Source organism: Cupriavidus basilensis, assembly GCF_000876015.1.
Lineage (GTDB): Bacteria > Pseudomonadota > Gammaproteobacteria > Burkholderiales > Burkholderiaceae > Cupriavidus > Cupriavidus basilensis_B.
On sequence record NZ_BBQM01000003.1, the window covers coordinates 28,993 to 49,466 of the forward strand.

Genomic DNA, 20,474 nt, shown 5'->3' on the forward strand with positions numbered 1-20,474 from the left:
GTCATCGCCCTTCGGCGCACACGCGTGCGCTCACCTGAAAACGCTCGTCGAGGACATGATTGATGGCGCAATTTAACTCGCCAGCGCCACCTCCATTGCGCAAGCGAGAGGTCATCTCGCGGGTCTGTGCCGCGATCTTCGGAGGCTACGCGGCCACGGCTGCGCTTGCCGTATTGCTGGCGCGTCTGCTGCCCCTGCCGAAGGCGAGCGCGACGACGGCCGCGATCCTGTCGACCGCGCTGCTATACCTGTGCGCAATCCTGTGGGCGTTCGCCGCGCGGTCGCCGTCCCGTGTGTGGGCGGTTCTGGGCACCGTCGCCTTGGTGGCCGGCGCGCTGAGCTGGAGGCTGATTGCCTGGGGTGGCCGCTGATGAAAGGCACTTTCAGATTCTCCATGCAATGGCTGCACACTTGGGTCGGCGTGTGCCTGGGCTGGATCATCTTCCTGGTGTTCTTCAATGGAACAGCCGCCTACTTCAAGCAGGAAATCACCACTTGGATGAAACCGGAGATCGGAGCCGTTTCCGATCCCGCGAAATCGGTGGAGGGAGCGGTCGCGTTTCTGAGTGAGAAGGCACCTGACGCCAGCACTTGGATCATCAGTGTGCCGAGCGATCGCAATCCGGTGTCGGAAGTCTCATGGCGTCCCCGGCCGAAGCCCGGAGCCGGCCCCGACGAAGGCGATGATGATGACGATCGGCCACCGCCGGATCGGCGGGCGACCATCGACGCTTATGGCCATCCTCTGGCAGCACGAGATACCGAAGGCGGGGATTACTTCTATCAGTTTCACTTCGCCTTTCACTACCTGCCGAGATTCCTCGGCATGATTTTGATCTGGCTGGCCAGCTTCGCCTTGATGGTCGCCCTGACCACCGGGCTCATCACCCATCGCCGTATCTTCGCCGAGTTCTTCACGTTCCGGCCGCGTAGCGGTGCGCGCTCGTGGCGCGACGCGCACACGACGTTTGCTGTCCTCGCGCTGCCTTTCCACCTGATGATTACCTATACGGGCGTCACGGTACTGGTCTTTTTCCTCATGCCGTGGGCGGTGTTCGCGCACTATGCAAGCCCGCAAACCTTCTTTGCGGAACTGGTCTCGCGACCGCAGGCGGCCACGCCAAGCGGTCATGTGGCACCGTTGGTGCCGGTCGATTCGGTATTGAGGCAAGCGGAAACGATCTGGAAGGGCGGTCGCGCGGATACCATCCGTATCAGCAATCCAGGCGACATGACGGCGACGATCCAGGTGGATCGACAGATGCACTCCGTGGTTGCGCGCGATGCCGGAAACAGCCTGACCTTCAACGGCGTTACCGGCGCACTGGTGCGAACGTCGCCAGGCATGAGCGCTGCCGCCATCGCCAGTCTTGCGGTGTTCGGCCTGCATGAAGCGCACTTCGCGCGACCGGCATTGCGCTGGCTGCTGTTCCTGTGCGGCGCGGCCGGAACGGCGATGGTGGCGACGGGCCTGATCCTGTGGACGGCAAAGCGCAGGCGCAATCTTTTGAATCCCGACTACGGTCGCCGTGGTTTTCAACTCGTCGAGACGCTGAATGTGGCGGTGATCGCCGGGTATCCGGCAGCGACAGCGGCTTATTTCTGGGCCAATCGCTTGCTGCCCCTGTCGGTCCACTCGCGAGCGGACGCCGAGGTTCTCTGTGCCTTCATTGGCTGGGGGGCGCTGTTGATCTGGTCCACGTTGCGCCCGAAACGAGGCGCCTGGGTCGAAGTCCTGAGCGTCGCGGCGCTTCTCTACCTGGCGCTTCCCTTCGTAAATGCCGTGACCGCCTCACGCGGGACGCTTGGCAACCTGTTACGGGGCGACGCGCTGTATCTCGCATTCGATGCCGTTGCGCTGGCCCTCGGGCTGACCTTTGCCGCGAGCGCGCTCTGGCTCGGCCTGCACCGAGTTAAGCACGCGCCCATGGCGGTGGATCGGCTGGACGCCACTGGCCTGACCACGTTGGGAGACGCTGAATGATGTGGCTGTCACTCACCCTAGCACTGCTGGGCTTTGCGGCGCTCGCCCTGGCAATGCGCAGTCACCATCGCGAACTTTTCGGGGTGGACTGTTCGCGACGCCGAGGCGGATTTCTTCGGGTCGCCGGTGTCGTGTCGCTATTCGCCTCCTACAACGGCCTCCGTGTCGTCTGGGGCGTCGTCGAAGGCACGATCGCCTGGCTGTGCCTGGCGTCGATGGCGGCGATCGTCATCGTCTTCCTTCTCGGCATTGCGACTTCGTTGCTCGCGCCAATTCCGGAGCGATGGCCATCAGGGCTCGGTGGCAACGTCCGACGCGCCCACTCGTGCGCCAGCCCCGGACGGGGAGACGATGCGATGAGAGGCATTTATGCGGCCATCACGACGGCCATCGCCTCGATCGACCCGTCGCTCCCCCACAAGTCGAACCATTCCATCGGGCAGGTCATCGCCCACGCTTCCAACCACCGACCGCGCGGCCGATCACCGATGTCCCGATCCCGCGCGATACCGAGCAGGCTCTTTTTATGACTTATGCCGTCTTTCCTTCCTCTCGCCGCACGAGTGCCCGCACCTGGCGGGTCACAAGTCTGGTTGTGCTGCTGATCGCCGCGCCTGGGTTCGCGTTCGCCCAGACCGTGGCGGCGCAGGCCCATCCGTCGTCGGTTCCGGTGATGAACGCTTTGCTGCCGCATGATCTCTCGCCCTGGTCGATGTTCCTGGCGGCCGACTGGGTAGTGAAACTGGTGATGACCGGCTTGGCGTGCGCCTCCGTTGTCACCTGGACCACGCTGCTCGCCAAGAGCATCGAGCTGACCCGTGCCGTGCGTCGGCAGCGCGTGACGCTGGCCGTTGTGAATCGCGCCCGCTCGCTTGCCGAGGCCGGCGTGCAGATCGACGCCCAGGACGCGGCCGGCGCGGCGCTGGTTGGCGCGGCGCAGGACGAACTGCGGCTGTCGGCCGATGCGACCGAGGATCGGGACGGCCTGAAGGAACGCATCGTCTCCCACTTGGAGCGCATTGAGGCGGCCATCGGCCGGCGCATGTCCAAAGGCACCGGCGTGCTCGCCACCATCGGCGCCACCGCGCCCTTCGTGGGCTTGTTCGGCACGGTGTGGGGCATCATGAACAGCTTCATTGGCATCTCGAAGGCGCAGACCACCAACCTTGCCGTGGTGGCGCCCGGCATCGCCGAAGCATTACTTGCCACTGCAATCGGCCTGGTTGCGGCGATACCTGCCGTCGTGATCTACAACCACTTCGCCCGCCAGATTACCGCCTACAAGGCACTGGTGGCCGATACCTCGGCCGGCGTTCTGCGACTGGTCTCGCGCGACCTGAGTCGCAGCGGCGCGTGCCACGCCCAAGCGTCGGGACGGCCCCGGGTGGCGGGGTAAGACCATGTCCATTCGTCTGAACCACAGCGAGGACGATCTCGCCGAAACCCATGAGATCAACGTCACGCCCTTCATTGACGTGATGCTGGTGCTGCTGATCATCTTCATGGTCGCTGCACCGCTGGCGACCGTCGACGTCAATGTCGACCTGCCGGCCTCTACCGCCCAGGCTCAGCCACGGCCGGACAAGCCGATCTTTCTCACCGTGAAGGCCGATCACACGCTCACGCTCGGCGATCAGTCGGTCGCCAAGGACGATCTTGCTGCGGCGCTCGATCACGCCTCTAGCGGCGACAAGGACCAGCGCATCTTCCTGCGCGCCGACAAAACGGTCGAGTACGACGCCCTGATGCAGACCATGAACACGCTGCGCACCGCCGGCTATCTCAAGATCGCCTTGGTCGGGCTGGAAAGCAATGATGCTGCGCAATAACGCTCGCGCCCGCGTGCATGACCTTCCACTCCGGCCACAGGGTGCGAGCATGATGGAGGCCGCCGCGCCATGCACCGCCCTGGCATCCTCCGGCCAGCGACTCGATGACGGGGACGCCCATGTACGGCGCCGCTGGACGGTGTCGTTTGCCATCATCTTGCTGCTCCATGCGGGGCCTGTGGTCGTGGCCGCATGGTGGCTCCGCCCGCTGCCCACACCACCGGTACCGCCGCCCGCCGTCTTGATCGAGTTGGCACCGCCGCCGGCAACGCCACCCGCATCGCCGATCGAGACGCCCCCTCGCCCGAAGCAGGAACGTGCCAAACCGATCAGGCCAGCGCATCCGGTCGAGACACCGCCATTGCCGCGTGCGACCAAAGCGGCCGTGGCCTTGCCGGAGAATCCGCGTCCGCAGCCGCACCAGTCGGATGAAGACCGCACGCCGGTTCCGCAGACGATTGCGCCTCCTACTGCGGTGGCACCGCCGGCCGCTGCCGCCGCACCAGCGGTCAGTTCCGAAGCGTCCATGAGTGCACCCAGTTGGCAGGCGCTGTTGCTGGGCCGGCTGCAACAGTTCAAGCGCTACCCGCCGGACGCGCAGGCACGCAATCAGCAGGGCGTGGCCTATCTGCGCTTCACCATGGATCGCAAGGGGCGGGTTCTCACGTTCCGGCTTGAAAAGTCGTCCGGCTACGCGCTGCTCGATGAGGAAGCCCTCGCGTTGATCCAGCGTGCGCAGCCCTTACCGGTACCGCCGCCTGCCGTTCCCGGCGATCCGCTGGAACTGGTGGTTCCTATCGAGTTCTTCCTCAAGAATCGGTGGTGACGACGTGTTCGATGAAGAGTCCTGATGTTTCTGCTGTCATGGCTGGCGGCTAAGGTACATGTCTCCATGGACTGCGGCGCCAGGACGAGTCCCCGACGCGTGCATGACGCTCGGCCGGCAGCCTTACGCGACGGCGCGAACCACGCCACCGTCAACCCGAAGCGCCGCGCCGGTCGTGGCCGAGGCGCATGCGCTACACACGTAGGCGATCATCGTTGCGACCTCGTCGGGCGTGCTGAAACGCTGAAGTACGGACGACGGGCGCGCCGTCGCCAGGAACTCGCGCTCGATGGTCATCGCATCGACGCCACGGCTGGCGGCCATCTGCGCTACGAAGCGCCTAGCGCCTTCCGAGGACGTGGGGCCTGGCAACACGCTGTTGACCGTCACGCCGGTGCCGGCGAGGGTTTCAGCAAGTCCGCGCGAGATGGCAAGTTGCGCGGTCTTGGTCATGCCGTAGTCGATCATTTCCGTGGGAATCTGCAAGGCCGATTCGCTCGATACGAACACGATGCGCCCCCAGTTTTTTGCGCGCATTGCCGGCAGGTAGTGGCGCGAAAGCCGCACGCCGCTCAACACGTTGGCCTCGAAGATACGAAGCCAGTCTTCATCCGTGATCTGCTCGAACGGTTTGGGATCGAAGATGCCGAGGTTGTTGACCAGCACGTCGATGTCGGGAAGCTGTGCTATCAGCGCCTTGCAACCTTCGGCATGGCCCAGGTCGGCAGCGATTCCGCTGACGGTGGCATCGGGGAGTTCCTGTTTCAACGCATCCACCGCACTATCGACGCGGGCCTGGGTTCGACCGTTCAACGTGACCAGCGCGCCTTCGGCCGCCAGCGCGCGGGCGGTGGCGAAGCCGATGCCGGCGGTCGATCCGGTCACGAGAGCGCGCTTCCCTTCCAGTCCAAGATCCATGATCCGTCTCCAACGTGTCCGTCAGGTTCCCACTCTATCGACCTTTCCGAAGTCCTGTTGGCGATGCTCGGCCAAAGCGTTTTCCAGTCCGGACAACATTCGGTAAAGTTGAGTCTTTACTCGTATTTGGTAGAGGTCATTGTGACCGCAAAAAAACGCCTATCGTTGAAGCCGCGCAAGATTCCACAGCAATCGCGTGCCGAGCAGACAGTGGCCACGATTCTGGAGGCCGCGGCACGCATTCTCGAAACGCAGGGATTGCAGGCGCTAAATACGAACCTGGTCGCACAGCGCGCTGGTGTCAGCGTCGGCTCGCTGTACCAATACTTCCCCGGCAAGGATGCACTGATCGTCGCATTGATCCAGCGCGAGCGAAGTCTGTTGCTTGCCGAAGCCGAAGGTGCCTTGCAGGAGCCGACGGGCCGCAATGCATTGAGGTACATGATTGCCGTTGCAGCACGCGAGCAACTGCGCAGGCCGATCCTCGCTCGTCTGCTTGACTTCGAGGAAGCGCGCGCGCCGATTGCCAAGGAGCTGGCGCCGACGATGGCACCTTTCGTGGATCTGATGCAGCGAATTATGACGCGCAAGGACATCCCACCTCAGGCAGACACGGATGCGGCCATCCACGATCTGGCGAACATCATGCGCGCAATGGTCGATGCGGCAAACGAGCGTGGCGAAACCAACAGCAAGGTATTGGAGGAACGGGTCGAGCGCACCGTGTTCGGCTACCTCGGCGTGGTTTCGCGCACGCACCGGGCGTGACCTGTGTCGCTGGCGGGAAAGCGAGTAGTTGTCGCAGCCATCTACGGAAACGCGCAAAAAACCGCAAAGATCGCAAGGCCTGCGGCCAAGTCTGTGACAGTGGCGAATGCGAGTTTGGTATGTGAGCAATCACTCGTAAAATGTACCTATCCTGCAAGAGCATCCGTATCGCCATGAACCATCACGAACACGACACCCGTATCCTCGTTTCCGGCGCCAGCGTCGCCGGCCTTTCCACCGCGTACTGGCTTGCCCGCTACGGCTTCAAGGTGACGGTGGTCGAGCGCGCACCGCAACTGCGGCCGGGCGGCCAAGCACTGGACGTGCGTGGCCCGGCGCTAGACGTGGCTGAAGGCATGGGCATCCTCGCCACGCTGCGCGACCGTGCCACCAAGCTGACCGGCATGTCGATCGTGGATGCCGAAGGCAAGGAAATCTATCGCAGCACCGAACGCACCATGACCGGCGGGCGCTTCGACAGCCCTGACATCGAAATCCTGCGCGACGATCTGTGCAAGGTGTTGTTCGAGGCCGTGGGCGACCGCGTGGAATACATTTTCGGCGACCGGGTCACGGCGATTGCGCAGGATGATGCGGGCGTGGACGTGAAGTTCGAGAAAGCGTCGCCGCGCCGTTTCGATCTCGTCATCGGCGCCGACGGTTTGCACTCCGGCGTGCGCAAGCTGGTGTTCGGCCCCGAGGAGCAGTTCCTGCGTTTCGTCGGGTTCTACATCGCGGTGTTCGCCATGCCGAACTTCCTTGGCCTCGACCACTGGCAGGTGTTCCATCAGGACGGCAACCTCATAGGTGGTGTTCTCGCAATGGACAAGAGCGCCAAGGCGCGAACCTATCTTGGCTTCGATGTGAAGGAGCCGCTGGATTATGACTACCGCGACGTCGCCGCGCAGAAGCGCTTGATGGTCGAACGATTCGCCGACGCGGGCTGGGAGTTTCCACAGTTGCTGGAATACATGCAGGACGCGCCCGATTTCTACTTCGACGCGACCAACCAGGTGCGCATGGACGGTTGGTCGCAAGGGCGCGTGGTGCTGGTTGGCGATGCGGCTTACAGCGTCTCGCCGGCAACCGGCCAAGGCACGACCGTGGCGATGGTCGGTGCCTATGTATTGGCTGGCGAACTGGCTATGGCTAATGGCAATTTGCTCGCGGGCATCTCTAGCTATCAGCAGGAATTGCGCGATTACATTACCCACAATCAGGATTTTGCTTTGGTCATGGATTCAGCCTCGCAGGAAATGTCGTTCGGCCAGTCGGAAACGGACAACGATACACACCCGGACGGCATCCCCGATTTCGGCGCGATGGTGCAGCCCATCAACCTCAAGAACTATCCGGAACTCGTGCAATGAACGACACCGCCACGAAAAAACGCGCCGGCCTGCTCGAATCGGCGATGCTCAAATTGTTCACGCGCAGCGCTAACGTGTTGGACGTCGAAGACATCGGCGACCACTTCCGTCTCATCACCCTTGGCGGCGATGCGCTGAAAAACGTGCAATGGACGCCCGGCGACAAGCTCCAGATTCAACTCGGTGGCTGGGCGCAACGTACCTACACGCCGATGGAATGGGATGCCGAAAACGGGCGCACGCGCGTCCTGGCATACATGCACGGCGATGCGCCGGGCGCGAACTGGGCACGCGCGTTGCGCAAGGGTGAGGATTGCATCGTGTTCGGCCCGCGCAAGTCGATTGATCTCACTCAACTCGGTTTTTCCGATGCGGTGCTGTTTGGCGATGAGACTTCGTTCGGGCTGGCTGCTGCGCGGGTGAATATCACGCAATCGGAAAAAACGCATCTGCTCTTCGAGGTGTCTTCGCTCGCCGAATCGAAAGTGGTGCTGGCGAAGCTTGGCCTTGGCGAATCTATCGTCCACGAACGCGCCGGCAACGACGCGCAGCAGCTTGCGCTGGAAGAAAAGATGCTGGCCGTATTGCAGGCGAAGCCAAATGCACGTGTCGTACTGTCGGGCAAGGCCAGTTCGATCCAGCACATGCACCAACTGCTCAAACGATTGAGCATTGGCTCGAACCGCTTCCAGACAAAAGCGTATTGGGCACCCGGAAAAACGGGGCTGGACTAACTCCCACCTCAACCCGTCGCGGTTGCCGCAGCAATCGGTCAGATCAGCCCCTAATCGGGAAGCATGATGCCCGGTACTGCGGCAGGCTCTCGATCGGTCACTCGTTCAGAGAGGTATCGTGCCGGCGGCTTGCCTACCGCCTTGCGGAACATGGTGACGAAGCCGCTGGCGTTCTCGTAACCCAGTTCCAATGCCACCGTCTGCACACTTTCACCCTTGGTCAGGCGTTGCAGCGCGAGGATCACATGCAATTGCCGGCGCCAGTGTCCGAAGCTCATCCCGATTTCGTGCAGAAGGAGCCGACTCATGCTCCGTTCGCTCATGCCGATGCGGATAGCCCAATCGCCCTTCGAGGTCTTGTCGGTCGGGTCGGCCAACAGCATTTCCGCAAGCCGGCGCAACCGAGGGTCGCGCGCCATCGGTAAATGCAGGTCTTCCACGGGAGCGGCCACCAACTCATCCAGCAACGTGGCGATCAGCCGGTCTTCACGGCCGCCGCGTGCGTATAACTCCGGGAATCCCGCCGCCGTCAGAAGCAGTTCGCGCAATAGTGGTGATACCGAGATCGTGCAACAGGTCTTCGGAAGATCCGGCGCGGCATCGGGCTCCACGAACAGGCAATAGCACTCCGTTTCGCCGGAACCACGAGCCGAATGCGGCAGGTCTCCCGGTATCCATACCGCGCATTGCGGCGGCACGATCCAGACGCCGTCTTCGATCTCACAGTTGAGGATGCCGCGCACGGAGTAGATCAGTTGCGCCTTGCGATGCTGATGCCTCGCGTGCTCCCAGTCCCTGGATACCGATGTGGCACCTAGGGCGAAGACAGGCCGCGGGACGCTGTCAACATCCTTGTTCTGAGTCATATCGGTGATGGGGGGGCTCGACATGGCGGATTGGTTTGAGCCTCGAACCGGAGACGAGGCATGCTGGCCTAAATGAATAATATTATGGCCAACTTGTGCAATGACGTCTAGTCCTTCCCTCGGTATCGTGCGATTGACCATGCCGGTTGTTCTGCCCACCAGGATCGCTGCCCACCCGACCCGGGTGAAGCCCTTTTGCTGACGAGCCAAGACTGCTGGCGATTTCTCGCGATGTTCCGAAGGAGTATTGGCATGTTGATTGACGCCGCGCAGTTTCCCCTAGTCTGGATGCAAGTCAACGCGCCCAGCAACAACCCCGAAGCCTCGCCGTTTTCCGAGTTCGAGGCATTGCTTGCACGCAAGGAAGCCTTCGTTCTGATCAACGACGAGGGGCTTGATAAGGGCGAGCACGAACATCCGCCCGAAGAAATGAAGCAAACCTCGCTATGGATGAAGCGCCACAAAAGCGAATTGCGGGCCTTCGTCAAGGCAATGATCTGCATCGAGTCGAGTGCCGCGAAACGGCTGGCGGCCAAGGCGTTCGCCGTGGTGTACGAGAAGTTTTGGGGCTATCCGATGCTCATGGTGGCCACCAAGGATGACGCGCTTGCCTTGGCGCAGGAGTTGTTGTCAGCGCAGAAAGCGGATGCACCGACACGCTAGGCACGGCTGACTCCCATGAGTTTTAGCGATGGGAGTTGCCTCCGTTGAGACGATAACAATGGAACTACGCCACCTCCGTTGTTTCATGGCTGTTGCGGAAGAACTCCACTTTGCCCGCGCAGCAGAACGACTGCACATCGAGCAGTCACCGCTGTCGCGCGCGATCAAAGAACTGGAAGAAGACCTCGGTGTACTGCTGTTCGCGCGCACGACACGGAGCACGCGGCTAACCCGCGCCGGCATGCTGTTCATGGAGCATGTTCCTCGTGTTTTTACCGCCTTGCAGCAGGCCCGCGACAGCGTGAAGGCAGCGGCAAACGGCTACCACAGTCAGTTGCGCATCGCCCTGTCAGATGGCATCACATCCTCGCGCTTATCGGCCTTGCTGGCGTTGTGCCGACAGGAAGAACCGGAGATCGAAATCAGGTTGTTCGAGGTGCCTTTGTCGCAGCAGATCAAGGGGCTACACGATGACCTTTACGACGTAGGACTTGCGCAGTCCGATGAAGTTGGTGACGGAATCCTGGCGGAGTCAGTCTGGTCTGATCCATTGATGGTTGCGGTTCCGACAAGGCATCCTCTATTGACGCACAAGCGCATTCCGCTTGATGAAGTGTTGCGTTATCCGCTGGTATTGTGCGATCCGCAGGTGTGCGAGGGTCATGCACGGCAGGTAGCCCGTGTGTTGCGTGCTATCGACCGCGAGCCGCTCGTCGCAGAACGGGTCGCGTCTTTCGATTTGATGATGGCGCTGGTGGCTGCGGGCTTTGCCTTGGGGTTGGCTGGGGCATCGCAGATTGCTGTCAGCCGCGAACCAGGCATCGTGGCTCGCCCTTTGGCGGGGCGCTCGCCGATGCTCACAACCTACCTATTGCGTCTGGATGGAGAGCCTTCCAAGACATTGAGCCATTTCATGGTTCGGGTTGGCAGCATGGAATCGTCCAACATCAGTAAGCTAGTCTCGCATCCAAAACCCGATACCTCGGAGGAGATTGAGCCATGAAGAAGACCATGCCGCTTATGCTCGCCACGATGCTGATGTTGTCCGCCTGCGGAAGATCTGAGCCGACCGAGACGGTGGAGACACTTGCAGCCAATCCCGAGCGATTGAAGGAGCTGCGCCAACAATGCAAGACGGATCGCGCCAAACTCGGTGACGAACTCTGCAATCGCGTGGCCGAAGCCACGAATCGGCGCTTCCTCGGGGACGGCAAGACGCCCTATAACCCGCCAAAGGAAGCACCGAAGTTCTGATCGTTGCCGATTCGCACGAAACTTCGGTTTTCCAACTCGATACGCCGCAATGCGCCTTTGCTTGCGGCGTTTTTCATTCATTCGCCCATGCGCGAAATCTTGCTTTTTTCTCGATATTTCTCCCGATAACGGTCTTTGACCAGCCCTTGACCTGACTCCGATCCTCGCGTGTACGGCACGTCTTTGTGCCGCGTGTTGCGCAGGAAAAAGCGGAGGCCGGGATGCAAGGTCAAGGCGTGCTGCTCGGGCAGATTGCCGTTGTATTCGGCATCGTGTTCGCCGGTGTGTGGGTCGCCACACAATGGACAGCCGCCGCCCTGGGCTACCAGCTACGCCTTGGCTTGCCCTGGTTCGACTTCTTCGGTACGCCGGTCTATCACCCGTGGCGACTGTTCGGGTGGTGGTTCCTCTACGACGGTTATGCGCCACGCATCTTCAGCATAGGCGGTGCCATCGCGGCCGTCAGCGGCCTAGTGGCGGTACTGGTCGCCATCGCCATGTCGGTGTGGCGCTCGCGGCAATCGAAGCTCGTTACGACCTACGGCTCGGCACGCTGGGCTGAAGTCACCGACATTCGCAAGGCTGGACTCGACAAGCCCGCCGGCGTGTTCCTCGGCCTGCATCGCGGCCAGTACCTCCGACACGAAGGCCCGGAACACGTCCTGACCTTCGCGCCGACGCGCTCGGGCAAAGGCGTCGGTCTGGTGGTGCCGACGCTTTTGAGCTGGCCCGCGTCCGCCGTCATCCACGACATCAAGGGCGAGAACTGGCAGATCACGGCCGGCTGGCGCTCGCGCTTTTCGCACTGCCTGCTGTTCAACCCGACCGATGCGAAGTCGGCTGCGTATAACCCGCTGCTCGAAGTCCGGCGCGGCGCGCATGAGGTGCGCGACGTACAGAACATCGCGGACATCCTGGTCGATCCCGAGGGCGCGCTCGAACGCCGCAACCATTGGGAGAAGACCTCGCACGCACTGCTGGTCGGCGCAATCCTGCATGTGCTCTATGCAGGCGAGAACAAGACGCTGCGCGGCGTCGCCAACTTTCTGTCCGATCCCGCGTGTCCCTTCGAGCTGACGCTGCACCGGATGATGACCACGCGGCACCTGGGCGACGCACCGCATCCCGTCGTTGCATCCGCTGCGCGCGAAGTGCTCAACAAATCGGACAACGAGCGGTCGGGCGTGCTGTCCACGGCCATGTCGTTCCTCGGCCTGTACCGCGATCCCACCGTGGCCGAAGTCACGTCGCGCTGCGACTGGCGCATCGCCGACCTGATCGCATCCGAGCATCCCGTCTCGCTGTATCTCGTCGTGCCGCCGTCCGACATCAGCCGCACGAAGCCGCTGGTTCGCCTGATCCTCAACCAGATCGGCCGACGCCTGACCGAATCGCTCGACGGCAGCGATGGCATCGCACGCCGCCACAAGCTGCTGCTGATGCTCGACGAGTTCCCGGCGCTGGGCCGGCTCGACTTCTTCGAGACGGCGCTGGCGTTCATGGCCGGCTACGGTATCCGCAGTTTTCTCATCGCGCAGTCGCTCAACCAGATCGACAAAGCCTACGGCCAGAACCATTCCATTCTCGATAACTGCCATGTGCGCGTGACGTTCGCCACGAACGACGAGCGTACCGCCAAGCGCATCTCCGAAACGCTCGGCACCGCGACCGAGCTGCGCGCCCAGCGCAACTACGCCGGCCATCGGCTCGCGCCGTGGCTCGGGCACCTGATGGTGTCGCGGCAGGAAACCGCGCGCCCGCTGCTGACGCCGGGCGAAGTGATGCAGCTTCCGCCCGACGATGAAGTGGTGATGGTGTCCAGCGTGGCGCCGATTCGCGCGAAGAAGCTGCGCTACTACACCGACGCCAATTTCAAGCGCCGCGTGCCGCCGCCGCCTGCGCTTGCGACCGGGCGCTATGTCGATGCGCCACCGCTGCGGCCCGACGACTGGAGTGGGCTGGCAATTCCTGCCGTGCCGGTTGCGCCCGCCGCTGGCCTGGCTGGCGATGACGCCGGTACTGCCGACGACGGCGGCCCACGTCGTCAGCCCGAACTCTCCGAAGTCGCCGAATACAGCCCCGAACCGCAATCCGCCGACAACGACCTCGCGCTGCTCGATGACGACGACCTGCCGCTGCTGCTTCCTCGTCAGCTTGATCCGGCCATGCAACGCACGGCCCGGCTGGCGTCCCTCGACCAACAAGACGGGATCGAGTTATGAGCCAGTACCGCCTCAACCTGTTCATTCCGCGCGAACACGCCAAACGCCTCGACGAGCTGGCCACGAAGAAAGGCGTCTCGAAGTCCAGCATCGTTGCGGCGGCGCTCGCATCCTGGTTGTCGCCCGACGCGGGCGACCAGCGCGAGGCCGCTATCGCCAAGCGGCTCGACCGGCTGACGCGCCAGTTCGAGCGCCTGGAGCGTGACCAGAACATCGAGATCGAAACGCTGGCGCTGTTCGTCCGCTACTACCTGACCGTCAGCACGCCGGTTCCCGAAGCGCATCAGGAAGCGGCCCGCGCGCAGGGCAAGGCGCGCTTCGAGCAGTTCGTCGAACAGCTCGGCCGCCATCTGATGCGTGGGCGCAGCCTGGTGCGCGACGTAGTGGAGGAATTGAATCCTGATACCGCGCGACTCGATGACGCGGCGGCTTTGGCCGAGGCTCATGAACGTGATGCGGAGCTTGCCTCATGAGCGCGCAACCGCAATCCTTCGCCACCACGTCGCTCGACCGGCGCATCCGCATGTTGCGCACAGCGATGGGGCCGCTGATCGCCGCCGCGCTCGAAGACCCCGACGTGGTGGAAATCATGCTCAACCCCGACCACACGCTATGGGTCGATCGCCTGTCGTCGGGCCGCGCGCCGATGGGCGCGGAGCTGTCCGAAGCCGACGGCGAGCGCATCATCCGCCTGGTCGCCGCGCACGTCGGCGCGGAAGTGCATCGCGGCCAGCCGCTGTTGACCGCCGAACTACCGGAAACCGGCGAGCGATTCGAGGGCATTCTGCCGCCGGCTGCGCCTGGGCCTGCCTTCGCGCTGCGCAAGCGCGCGGTCGGCGTCATTCCTCTGGAGCGTTACGTCGCAGACGGAATGATGACCGCCGAACAGGCGGCGTTCCTGCGCGACGCCGTGCGCGAGCGGCAGAACATCCTCATCGCCGGCGGCACCAGCACCGGCAAGACCACGCTCGCCAATGCCTTGCTCGCCGAGATCGCCGCCACTGGCGACCGCGTGCTGGTGCTCGAAGACACGGTGGAACTGCAATGTGCGGCGCGCGACCACGTACCGCTGCGCACGCGCGCGGGCGTTGTGTCGATGACGGAGTTGGTACGCGCCACGATGCGCCTGCGTCCCGACCGCGTGATCGTCGGCGAGGTGCGCGGCGGCGAGGCGCTGGATCTCATCAAGGTATGGGGCACGGGCCACCCCGGCGGCATCGCCACGATTCACGCCGGCTCGGCCGTGGGCGCGCTGCTGCGGCTCGAACAACTGATTCTCGAAGTGGCCGTGAACCCGCCGCGTGCGCTCGTTGCCGAGGCGGTCAACGTCGTCATCCATATCGCCGGCCGCGGCCGGCGCCGCCGCATCGAAAGTATCGCCTGCGTCCTTGGCTTCGACGGCGTGGGCTACCGCCTGGCGGATGCGCTGAAACCCGCGCTTCCCGAGCTGCCGCTTTCTTCCCCGTCCCTCGACCATCCTGGAGAACTGCCATGACGCAGATGCACGCCCATGCTTTCCGCTTTTCCGTAAATCCAATTTCCATCCTCGCGCGTCTGCGCCATCTGGCCCGGCCGGCGCACCACGGTCTGCTGTCGGCCGCCGTCATGGTGATGGCGGCCGGCACGGCGAAGGCGTCCGGTTCGTCGATGCCGTGGGAAACGCCGCTGCAATCCATTCTCGATTCGATCCAGGGGCCGGTCGCCAAGATCGTCGCGGTGCTCATCATCATTTCGACCGGCCTGGCGCTGGCCTTCGGCGACACCAGCGGCGGCTTTCGCAAGCTGATCCAGATCGTGTTCGGCCTGTCCATCGCATTCGCGGCATCGAGCTTCTTCCTGTCGTTCTTCAGCTTCTCCGGCGGGGCCGTCGTATGAGCACCGTCAACGACCTGCCGGGCTTCGAGGTGCCGCTGCATCGCTCGCTGACCGAGCCGATCCTGATGGGCGGCGCCCCGCGCACCGTGGCGATTGCCAACGGCACGCTGTCCGGCGCGGTCGGGTTGGGCCTGCAACTGTGGATTCCTGGCATCGCGCTCTGGATCGTCGGCCATTCGCTGGCCGTGTGGGGCGCGCGCGTGGACGCGCAGTTCATGCAGGTGTTTGCGCGGCATCTCCGGCACAAGCCGCTGCTGGATGTGTGACGGGAGACGCCGCGATGCTCAACCTCGCCGAATACCGTCATCGACCGGCCTTGCTCGCCGACTGGCTGCCGTGGGCCGGACTCGTCGCGCCCGGCGTCGTGCTCAACAAGGACGGCAGTTTCCAGCGCACGGCGCGCTTTCGTGGGCCTGATCTCGATAGCGCGACGCAGAGCGAATTGATCGCCACGACCGCGCGCCTGAACAACGCGCTGCGCCGGCTCGGTGCCGGCTGGGCGCTGTACGTCGAAGCCGAACGACGGGCGGCGGCCGACTATCCGCACTCGGATTTTCCCGAACCGCTGTCCTGGCTGGTGGACGAGGAGCGCCGCGCGACCTTCGAGGAATCGGGCAACCACTTCGAGAGCGGCTATCACCTCACGCTGCAATACCTGCCACCGGAGGAATCGCGCGCACGCGCCGCAAAACTGCTGTACGAAAATACGCCTACGTCCGGCGTGGACTGGCACGAACGCCTGACCGCGTTCGTCGCGGAAACCGCGCGCGTCTTCGATCTGCTGGACGGCGTGATGCCGGAAATCGACTGGCTCGATGATGCCGAAACGCTGACCTACCTGCACGCGACCGTCTCGACGCGACATTATCGCGTCAAGGTGCCGGAGGTGCCGTTCCACCTCGACGCGCTGCTGGCCGACATGCCGCTGGTCGGTGGCCTCGCGCCCATGCTGGGCGACCAGCACCTGCGCGTCGTCACCGTGCGCGGCTTTCCGACCTCGACCTGGCCGGGGATTCTGGACGACCTCAACCGGCTCGGTTTCGCCTACCGCTGGAGCACGCGCTTTCTGTGTCTGGACAAGGCCGAGGCCGAGAAGGAACTCGGGCGGCTGCGCCGGCAGTGGTTCGCCAAGCGCAAGAACGTCCTCGCCTTGCTGCGCGAAACGATCTTCCAGCAGGAATCGCCGCTGGTCGATACCGACGCGAGCAACAAGTCGGCCGATGCGGACGCCGCGATGCAGGAACTCGGTAGCGATCAGGTTGCTTTCGGTTTTGTCACGGCGACCGTGACCGTGCTCGATGACGACGCCGACACGGCCGACGAGAAGCTGCGCCAGGTGGAGCGCGTGATTCAGGGCCGGGGCTTCGTGACGATTCCCGAAACCCTCAATTCGGTGGAGGCGTGGCTATCGTCGGTGCCGGGCAATGCGTATGCGAATGTCCGCCAGCCTATCGTCTCGACGCTGAATCTCGCGCACCTGATGCCGGTGTCGGCGGTATGGGCTGGGCCGGAGACGAACGCCCATCTCGATGGCCCGCCGCTGATCGTCACCCGCACCGAAGGCGCGACGCCGTTTCGCCTCGTCACGCACATCGGCGACGTGGGCCATACGCTGATTGCCGGCCCGACCGGCATGGGTAAATCCGTGCTGCTCGCCACATTGGCGATGCAGTTCCGCCGCTATCCCGGCGCACGCATCTTCGCTTTCGACATGGGCCGCTCGATGCGGGCAACGGCGCTGGGCCTTGGTGGCGAGTATTACGACCTCGGCGCCGATGGCGCGATCGCGTTCCAGCCGCTCGCCCGCATCGACCAGGAGGGCTATCGCACCTGGGCCGCCGAATGGGTCGAAGGCCGCCTGACGCACGAAGGCGTCGCGGTCGGCCCCGACGAGAAGGCGGCCATCTGGTCGGCGCTCGGCAGTCTCGCCGGTGCGCCGCTCGAACAACGCACGCTCACGGGCCTGTCGGTACTGCTGCAATCGAACGCGCTGCGCCAGGCGCTTGCGCCGTATGTGCTCGGTGGCGCGCACGGCAAGCTGCTCGACGCCGACCACGACCGGCTCGGCATGGCCGACGTGCAGTGCTTCGAGATGGAAGAACTGATGCACAGCAAGGCCGCGGTGCTGGCCGTGCTGGGCTATCTGTTCGCGCGCTTCGACGAGCGATTCGATGGTGCGCCGACGCTGCTGATCCTCGACGAATCCTGGCTGTTCCTCGATGACCCGGTATTTGCCGCGCGCATCCGGCAATGGCTCAAGACGCTGCGCAAGAAAAACGTCAGCGTGATCTTTGCCACGCAGTCGCTCGCGGACATCAAGGATTCGACCATTGCGCCGGCGATCATCGAGAGCTGCGCGAGCCGCATCTTCCTGCCAAACCCGCAGGCCACTGAACCGCAGATTCGCACGATCTACGAAGGCTTTGGCCTCAACAGCCGACAGATCGAGATCGTCGCCACCGCGCAGCCCAAGCGCGACTACTACTACCAGTCCCGCGCAGGCAATCGCCTGTTCGATCTTGATCTTGGGCCGGTCGCGCTCGCATTCGCGGGCGCTTCGACACCGCAAGACCAACGCGCGATGGATCAAATCCGCGACCGCGTGCTGACGCAGGCGGGCGCTCCCGGCTTCGCCGGTGTGTGGCTGCGTCATCGCGGCCTCGATTGGGCGGCCGACCTGTTGCCCGCGTTTCCCAAACCGGCGCCATCCGCCGCGTCCTTCCTCGCTCCTCAACCGCTGGAGGTTTCGCCATGAAGATTCGCTTTCTTGCCCTCGCCGTTGCCACGTTCATCGGCGTAATGCCCGCTGCGCACGCGCAATGGGCCGTCATCGACGCGACCAATCTCGTGCAGAACACGATGACGGCCGCACGCACGCTGGAGCAGATCAACAACCAAGTCCGGCAACTCCAGAACCAGGCGCAGTCGCTGATAAATCAGGCGCGCAATCTGGAGAGCTTGCCGTTCAACGTCGTTAGTCGGCTGCAATCGAATCTGGCGACCACGCAGCAGCTCATCACGCAGGCGCAGGGGCTGGCGTTCCAGGTGCAAAACATGGATCAGCAGTTCGCGCAGCTATATCCACAACAGTACGCCGCGACCGTGAGCGGCAACCAGATGTACCAGGACGCGCATCAACGCTGGCAGAACACGCTCAACGGCTTGCAGACCGCGATGCAGATGCAGGCGCAGGTGTCGCAGAACGTGACCACCGACCAGGGCGTGCTGACTGACCTCGTAGGCCAGAGCCAGTCCGCGACCGGCGCATTGCAAGCACAGCAGGCGACCAATCAGCTTCTCGCGTTGCAGGCCAAGCAGTCGATCCAGTCGCAGCAGCTCCAGCTCACGCAGGGCCGCGCGTCGGCGCTGGAACTGGCGAGGCAGGCCGCCGCCGTCGAGCAAGGCCGCGTCATCACGCAGCGGTTCCTCGGCACCGGCACGCCGTACACGCCGGAAACAGTGAGCTTCTACGGGAACTGACGGCCATGAACCGCGTGCCCGTCCTGTTCGTCATCGCGTGCCTGCTGGCCGGTTGCGACCGGCCGCAGGCGCTGTCGGTCGATGCGCTCGCCGCCGACCCCGCACGATTGCACGCGCTGCACGGGCAATGCCTGCACGGCCAGCACGATGCCGCTTTCTGCGCGCAGGTCGAACAAGCCAACCTGCGGCGCTTTTTCTCCGGGCGCGTCGGCCCCGGCGAGTACCAGACGCTCGCCGACCTGCCGCCCATTCCGGCCAGCTTCGACGGCCCCAGCGAATCGACGGAGCAACGGCCATGAACGATGTTTCGATCATCGACCACTTCCTCAATGTCTTCTCCACCTACATCGACTCGGGTTTTGGCCTGCTGCGTGGCGAGGTCGGATTTCTGACCGCGACGCTGGTGGTCATCGACATGACGCTGGCGGGCCTTTACTGGTCGCTCGGCCACGCCACCGGCCAGAGCGAAGACGTGATGGCGAAGCTCATCCGCAAGGTGCTCTACGTCGGCGCCTTCGCCTACATCATCGGCAACTTCAACATGCTGTCCGGCGTCGTGTTCCGCTCTTTCGCCGACCTCGGCCTGACCGCCACCGGCTCGGCCGTGAGCATGGAGACGTTTCTGCAACCGGGGCATCTCGCCAAGACCGGCATCGACGCCGGTATGCCGATCCTCGAACAGATCAGCGACATGGCGGGCTTTCCCGAGGTGTTCATCAACATCACGCCCATCGTCGTGATGTTCCTCGCCTGGCTGACCGTCATCGTCTGTTTCTTCGTGCTGGCGGTGCAGCTTTTCATCACGTTGATCGAGTTCAAGCTGACCACGCTGGCCGGCTTCGTGCTGGTGCCGTTCGCGCTCTGGAACAAGACTGCGTTCCTCGCCGAAAAGGTACTCGGCAACGTCGTATCGGCGGGCATCAAGGTACTGGTGCTGGCGGTCATCGTCGGCATCGGCACGGGCCTGTTCGCGCAGTTCCCGACCACGCCCAGCGAGCCGTCCATCGACCATGCGCTGGTGGTGATGCTGGCCTCGCTCGCCTTGCTCGCGCTCGGCATCTACGGGCCGGGCATTGCGACCGGCCTCGTGTCCGGCGCGCCGCAGCTCGGCGCGGGCGCAATGGCCGGTGCCGCCGTGGGCGCAGCCGGCGCCGCTGTCGCCATTGGCGCGGCGGCTACGGGTGTCGGCGGTGCAGTGGTGGCCGGGGCACGCATGGCGCCCGCCGCCGCCAGCGCGCTCGGCAAAGGCGCACGCATGGCCGCCTCTACGGCCAGCAGTGCCGGCTCGGCATTTCAGGCGGGTTCCGCTGCCGCCGGTGGCGGCGCGAAAGGCGCGATGGCGGGCTTTGGCAACGTCGCCAAGACCGGCGCACAGACTGTCGGCCAGAAGGCCGCCGCTGGCGCGCGCTCGTTCGGGCAACGCGCCGCCGCCGCGTTCCGTTCGGACAGCGCAAGCACCAGCGCAGGTGCATCCGGTAGCGGCGGCACGTCTCCCGGCGCGGCTGCATCCGGCGAATCCACTGCTGACCAGCCGCAACCCGCGTGGGCCAAACGCCTGCACCGCCGCCAGCAGATCACCCATGCCGCGACCACCGCCGCGCACACGCTGCACGGCGGGGACGGCGGCGGTTCGGCGCAAGGCCCGAGCCTGGGCCAACCCGACGAATGAACGCCTCTTGAGGAGA

At 64.0% G+C, this 20,474-nt stretch carries 23 protein-coding genes; 21 read left to right on the forward strand and 2 right to left on the reverse strand.

The genetic code is table 11. The features are described 5' to 3' along the window. Window positions 1-62: 62 nt before the first annotated feature. The 6 genes from KF708C_RS01635 to KF708C_RS35385 are packed head-to-tail and all read left to right on the forward strand — an operon-like array spanning window position 63 to window position 4,639. Window positions 63-371, forward strand: coding sequence for a DUF3649 domain-containing protein (locus tag KF708C_RS01635; protein ID WP_063922932.1), 309 nt, complete (start codon window positions 63-65; stop codon window positions 369-371). Next, the gene (locus tag KF708C_RS01640; protein ID WP_063922934.1) at window positions 371-1,984 is read left to right on the forward strand and encodes a PepSY-associated TM helix domain-containing protein; all 1,614 of its coding nucleotides are present in this window, start codon (window positions 371-373) and stop codon (window positions 1,982-1,984) included. Before KF708C_RS01635 ends, KF708C_RS01640 begins: the two co-directional genes overlap by 1 nt. Further along, window positions 1,981-2,514, forward strand: a complete 534-nt coding sequence (locus KF708C_RS34265) for a DUF3325 domain-containing protein (RefSeq protein WP_082079398.1) — start codon at window positions 1,981-1,983, stop codon at window positions 2,512-2,514. The genes KF708C_RS01640 and KF708C_RS34265 overlap by 4 nt, the downstream gene beginning before the upstream one ends. Further along, on the forward strand, window positions 2,511-3,380 hold the full coding sequence (exbB, locus tag KF708C_RS01645) for a tonB-system energizer ExbB (RefSeq protein ID WP_059410536.1): 870 nt from the start codon (window positions 2,511-2,513) through the stop codon (window positions 3,378-3,380). Before KF708C_RS34265 ends, exbB begins: the two co-directional genes overlap by 4 nt. Before the next feature lie 4 nt (window positions 3,381-3,384). After that, entirely contained in the window at window positions 3,385-3,813 is a 429-nt protein-coding gene (gene exbD, locus KF708C_RS01650; protein WP_059410537.1) for a TonB system transport protein ExbD, read from the forward strand. Then, window positions 3,797-4,639, forward strand: a complete 843-nt coding sequence (locus tag KF708C_RS35385) for an energy transducer TonB (protein ID WP_156173694.1) — start codon at window positions 3,797-3,799, stop codon at window positions 4,637-4,639. The genes exbD and KF708C_RS35385 overlap by 17 nt, the downstream gene beginning before the upstream one ends. Window positions 4,640-4,762: 123 nt before the next feature. Here the strand turns inward: KF708C_RS35385 and KF708C_RS01660 are convergent, their stop codons facing one another. After that, window positions 4,763-5,557, reverse strand: a complete 795-nt coding sequence (locus KF708C_RS01660) for an SDR family NAD(P)-dependent oxidoreductase (protein ID WP_059410539.1) — start codon at window positions 5,555-5,557, stop codon at window positions 4,763-4,765. 63 nt (window positions 5,558-5,620) lie between these two features. Here KF708C_RS01660 and KF708C_RS01665 point away from each other — a divergent pair, with 63 nt between their 5' ends. The 3 genes from KF708C_RS01665 (at window position 5,621) to KF708C_RS01675 (ending at window position 8,429) form a co-directional block, all read left to right on the forward strand. Continuing rightward, on the forward strand, window positions 5,621-6,325 hold the full coding sequence (locus tag KF708C_RS01665) for a TetR/AcrR family transcriptional regulator (protein WP_082079409.1): 705 nt from the start codon (window positions 5,621-5,623) through the stop codon (window positions 6,323-6,325). A 173-nt stretch (window positions 6,326-6,498) separates the two neighbouring features. Then, window positions 6,499-7,695 (forward strand): FAD-dependent monooxygenase, encoded by a 1,197-nt coding sequence (locus KF708C_RS01670; protein WP_059410540.1) that lies wholly within the window; start codon window positions 6,499-6,501, stop codon window positions 7,693-7,695. Then, the gene (locus KF708C_RS01675) at window positions 7,692-8,429 is read left to right on the forward strand and encodes a siderophore-interacting protein (RefSeq protein WP_063922937.1); all 738 of its coding nucleotides are present in this window, start codon (window positions 7,692-7,694) and stop codon (window positions 8,427-8,429) included. Before KF708C_RS01670 ends, KF708C_RS01675 begins: the two co-directional genes overlap by 4 nt. Window positions 8,430-8,479: 50 nt before the next feature. Here the strand turns inward: KF708C_RS01675 and KF708C_RS01680 are convergent, their stop codons facing one another. After that, window positions 8,480-9,319 carry an AraC family transcriptional regulator gene (locus KF708C_RS01680; protein ID WP_059410541.1) on the reverse strand — a complete coding sequence of 280 codons (840 nt, stop codon included), beginning with the start codon at window positions 9,317-9,319 and terminating at the stop codon, window positions 8,480-8,482. Between the two features lie 228 nt (window positions 9,320-9,547). Between KF708C_RS01680 and KF708C_RS01685 the strand changes: the two genes are divergently transcribed. The 12 genes from KF708C_RS01685 to trbL all read left to right on the forward strand — a co-directional run bounded on the left by KF708C_RS01685 (window position 9,548) and on the right by trbL (window position 20,458). Next, entirely contained in the window at window positions 9,548-9,958 is a 411-nt protein-coding gene (locus tag KF708C_RS01685; protein ID WP_059410542.1) for a hypothetical protein, read from the forward strand. Window positions 9,959-10,016: 58 nt separating this feature from the next. Further along, window positions 10,017-10,961 carry a LysR family transcriptional regulator gene (locus KF708C_RS01690; RefSeq protein WP_059410607.1) on the forward strand — a complete coding sequence of 315 codons (945 nt, stop codon included), beginning with the start codon at window positions 10,017-10,019 and terminating at the stop codon, window positions 10,959-10,961. Next, a complete protein-coding gene (locus KF708C_RS01695; protein WP_059410543.1) occupies window positions 10,958-11,212 on the forward strand; it encodes an EexN family lipoprotein in 255 nt (84 codons plus the stop codon). The genes KF708C_RS01690 and KF708C_RS01695 overlap by 4 nt, the downstream gene beginning before the upstream one ends. A 221-nt stretch (window positions 11,213-11,433) precedes the next feature. After that, window positions 11,434-13,434 (forward strand): conjugal transfer protein TraG, encoded by a 2,001-nt coding sequence (locus KF708C_RS01700; protein ID WP_059410544.1) that lies wholly within the window; start codon window positions 11,434-11,436, stop codon window positions 13,432-13,434. Beyond that, window positions 13,431-13,907, forward strand: a complete 477-nt coding sequence (locus KF708C_RS01705; RefSeq protein ID WP_059410545.1) for a ribbon-helix-helix protein, CopG family — start codon at window positions 13,431-13,433, stop codon at window positions 13,905-13,907. The genes KF708C_RS01700 and KF708C_RS01705 overlap by 4 nt, the downstream gene beginning before the upstream one ends. Continuing rightward, window positions 13,904-14,929, forward strand: a complete 1,026-nt coding sequence (trbB, locus tag KF708C_RS01710; RefSeq protein WP_059410546.1) for a P-type conjugative transfer ATPase TrbB — start codon at window positions 13,904-13,906, stop codon at window positions 14,927-14,929. Before KF708C_RS01705 ends, trbB begins: the two co-directional genes overlap by 4 nt. Then, entirely contained in the window at window positions 14,926-15,309 is a 384-nt protein-coding gene (locus KF708C_RS01715) for a TrbC/VirB2 family protein (RefSeq protein ID WP_059410547.1), read from the forward strand. The genes trbB and KF708C_RS01715 overlap by 4 nt, the downstream gene beginning before the upstream one ends. Then, complete coding sequence (locus KF708C_RS01720) at window positions 15,306-15,575, forward strand: VirB3 family type IV secretion system protein (protein WP_059410548.1); 270 nt, start codon at window positions 15,306-15,308, stop codon at window positions 15,573-15,575. Before KF708C_RS01715 ends, KF708C_RS01720 begins: the two co-directional genes overlap by 4 nt. Window positions 15,576-15,589: 14 nt before the next feature. Then, complete coding sequence (gene trbE / locus KF708C_RS01725) at window positions 15,590-18,064, forward strand: conjugal transfer protein TrbE (RefSeq protein ID WP_059410549.1); 2,475 nt, start codon at window positions 15,590-15,592, stop codon at window positions 18,062-18,064. After that, window positions 18,061-18,789, forward strand: coding sequence for a P-type conjugative transfer protein TrbJ (gene trbJ / locus KF708C_RS01730; RefSeq protein ID WP_059410550.1), 729 nt, complete (start codon window positions 18,061-18,063; stop codon window positions 18,787-18,789). The genes trbE and trbJ overlap by 4 nt, the downstream gene beginning before the upstream one ends. A gap of 5 nt (window positions 18,790-18,794) precedes the next feature. After that, window positions 18,795-19,088 carry a hypothetical protein gene (locus KF708C_RS01735; RefSeq protein ID WP_059410551.1) on the forward strand — a complete coding sequence of 98 codons (294 nt, stop codon included), beginning with the start codon at window positions 18,795-18,797 and terminating at the stop codon, window positions 19,086-19,088. Further along, the gene (gene trbL / locus KF708C_RS01740; RefSeq protein ID WP_059410552.1) at window positions 19,085-20,458 is read left to right on the forward strand and encodes a P-type conjugative transfer protein TrbL; all 1,374 of its coding nucleotides are present in this window, start codon (window positions 19,085-19,087) and stop codon (window positions 20,456-20,458) included. The genes KF708C_RS01735 and trbL overlap by 4 nt, the downstream gene beginning before the upstream one ends. Window positions 20,459-20,474: the final 16 nt, after the last annotated feature.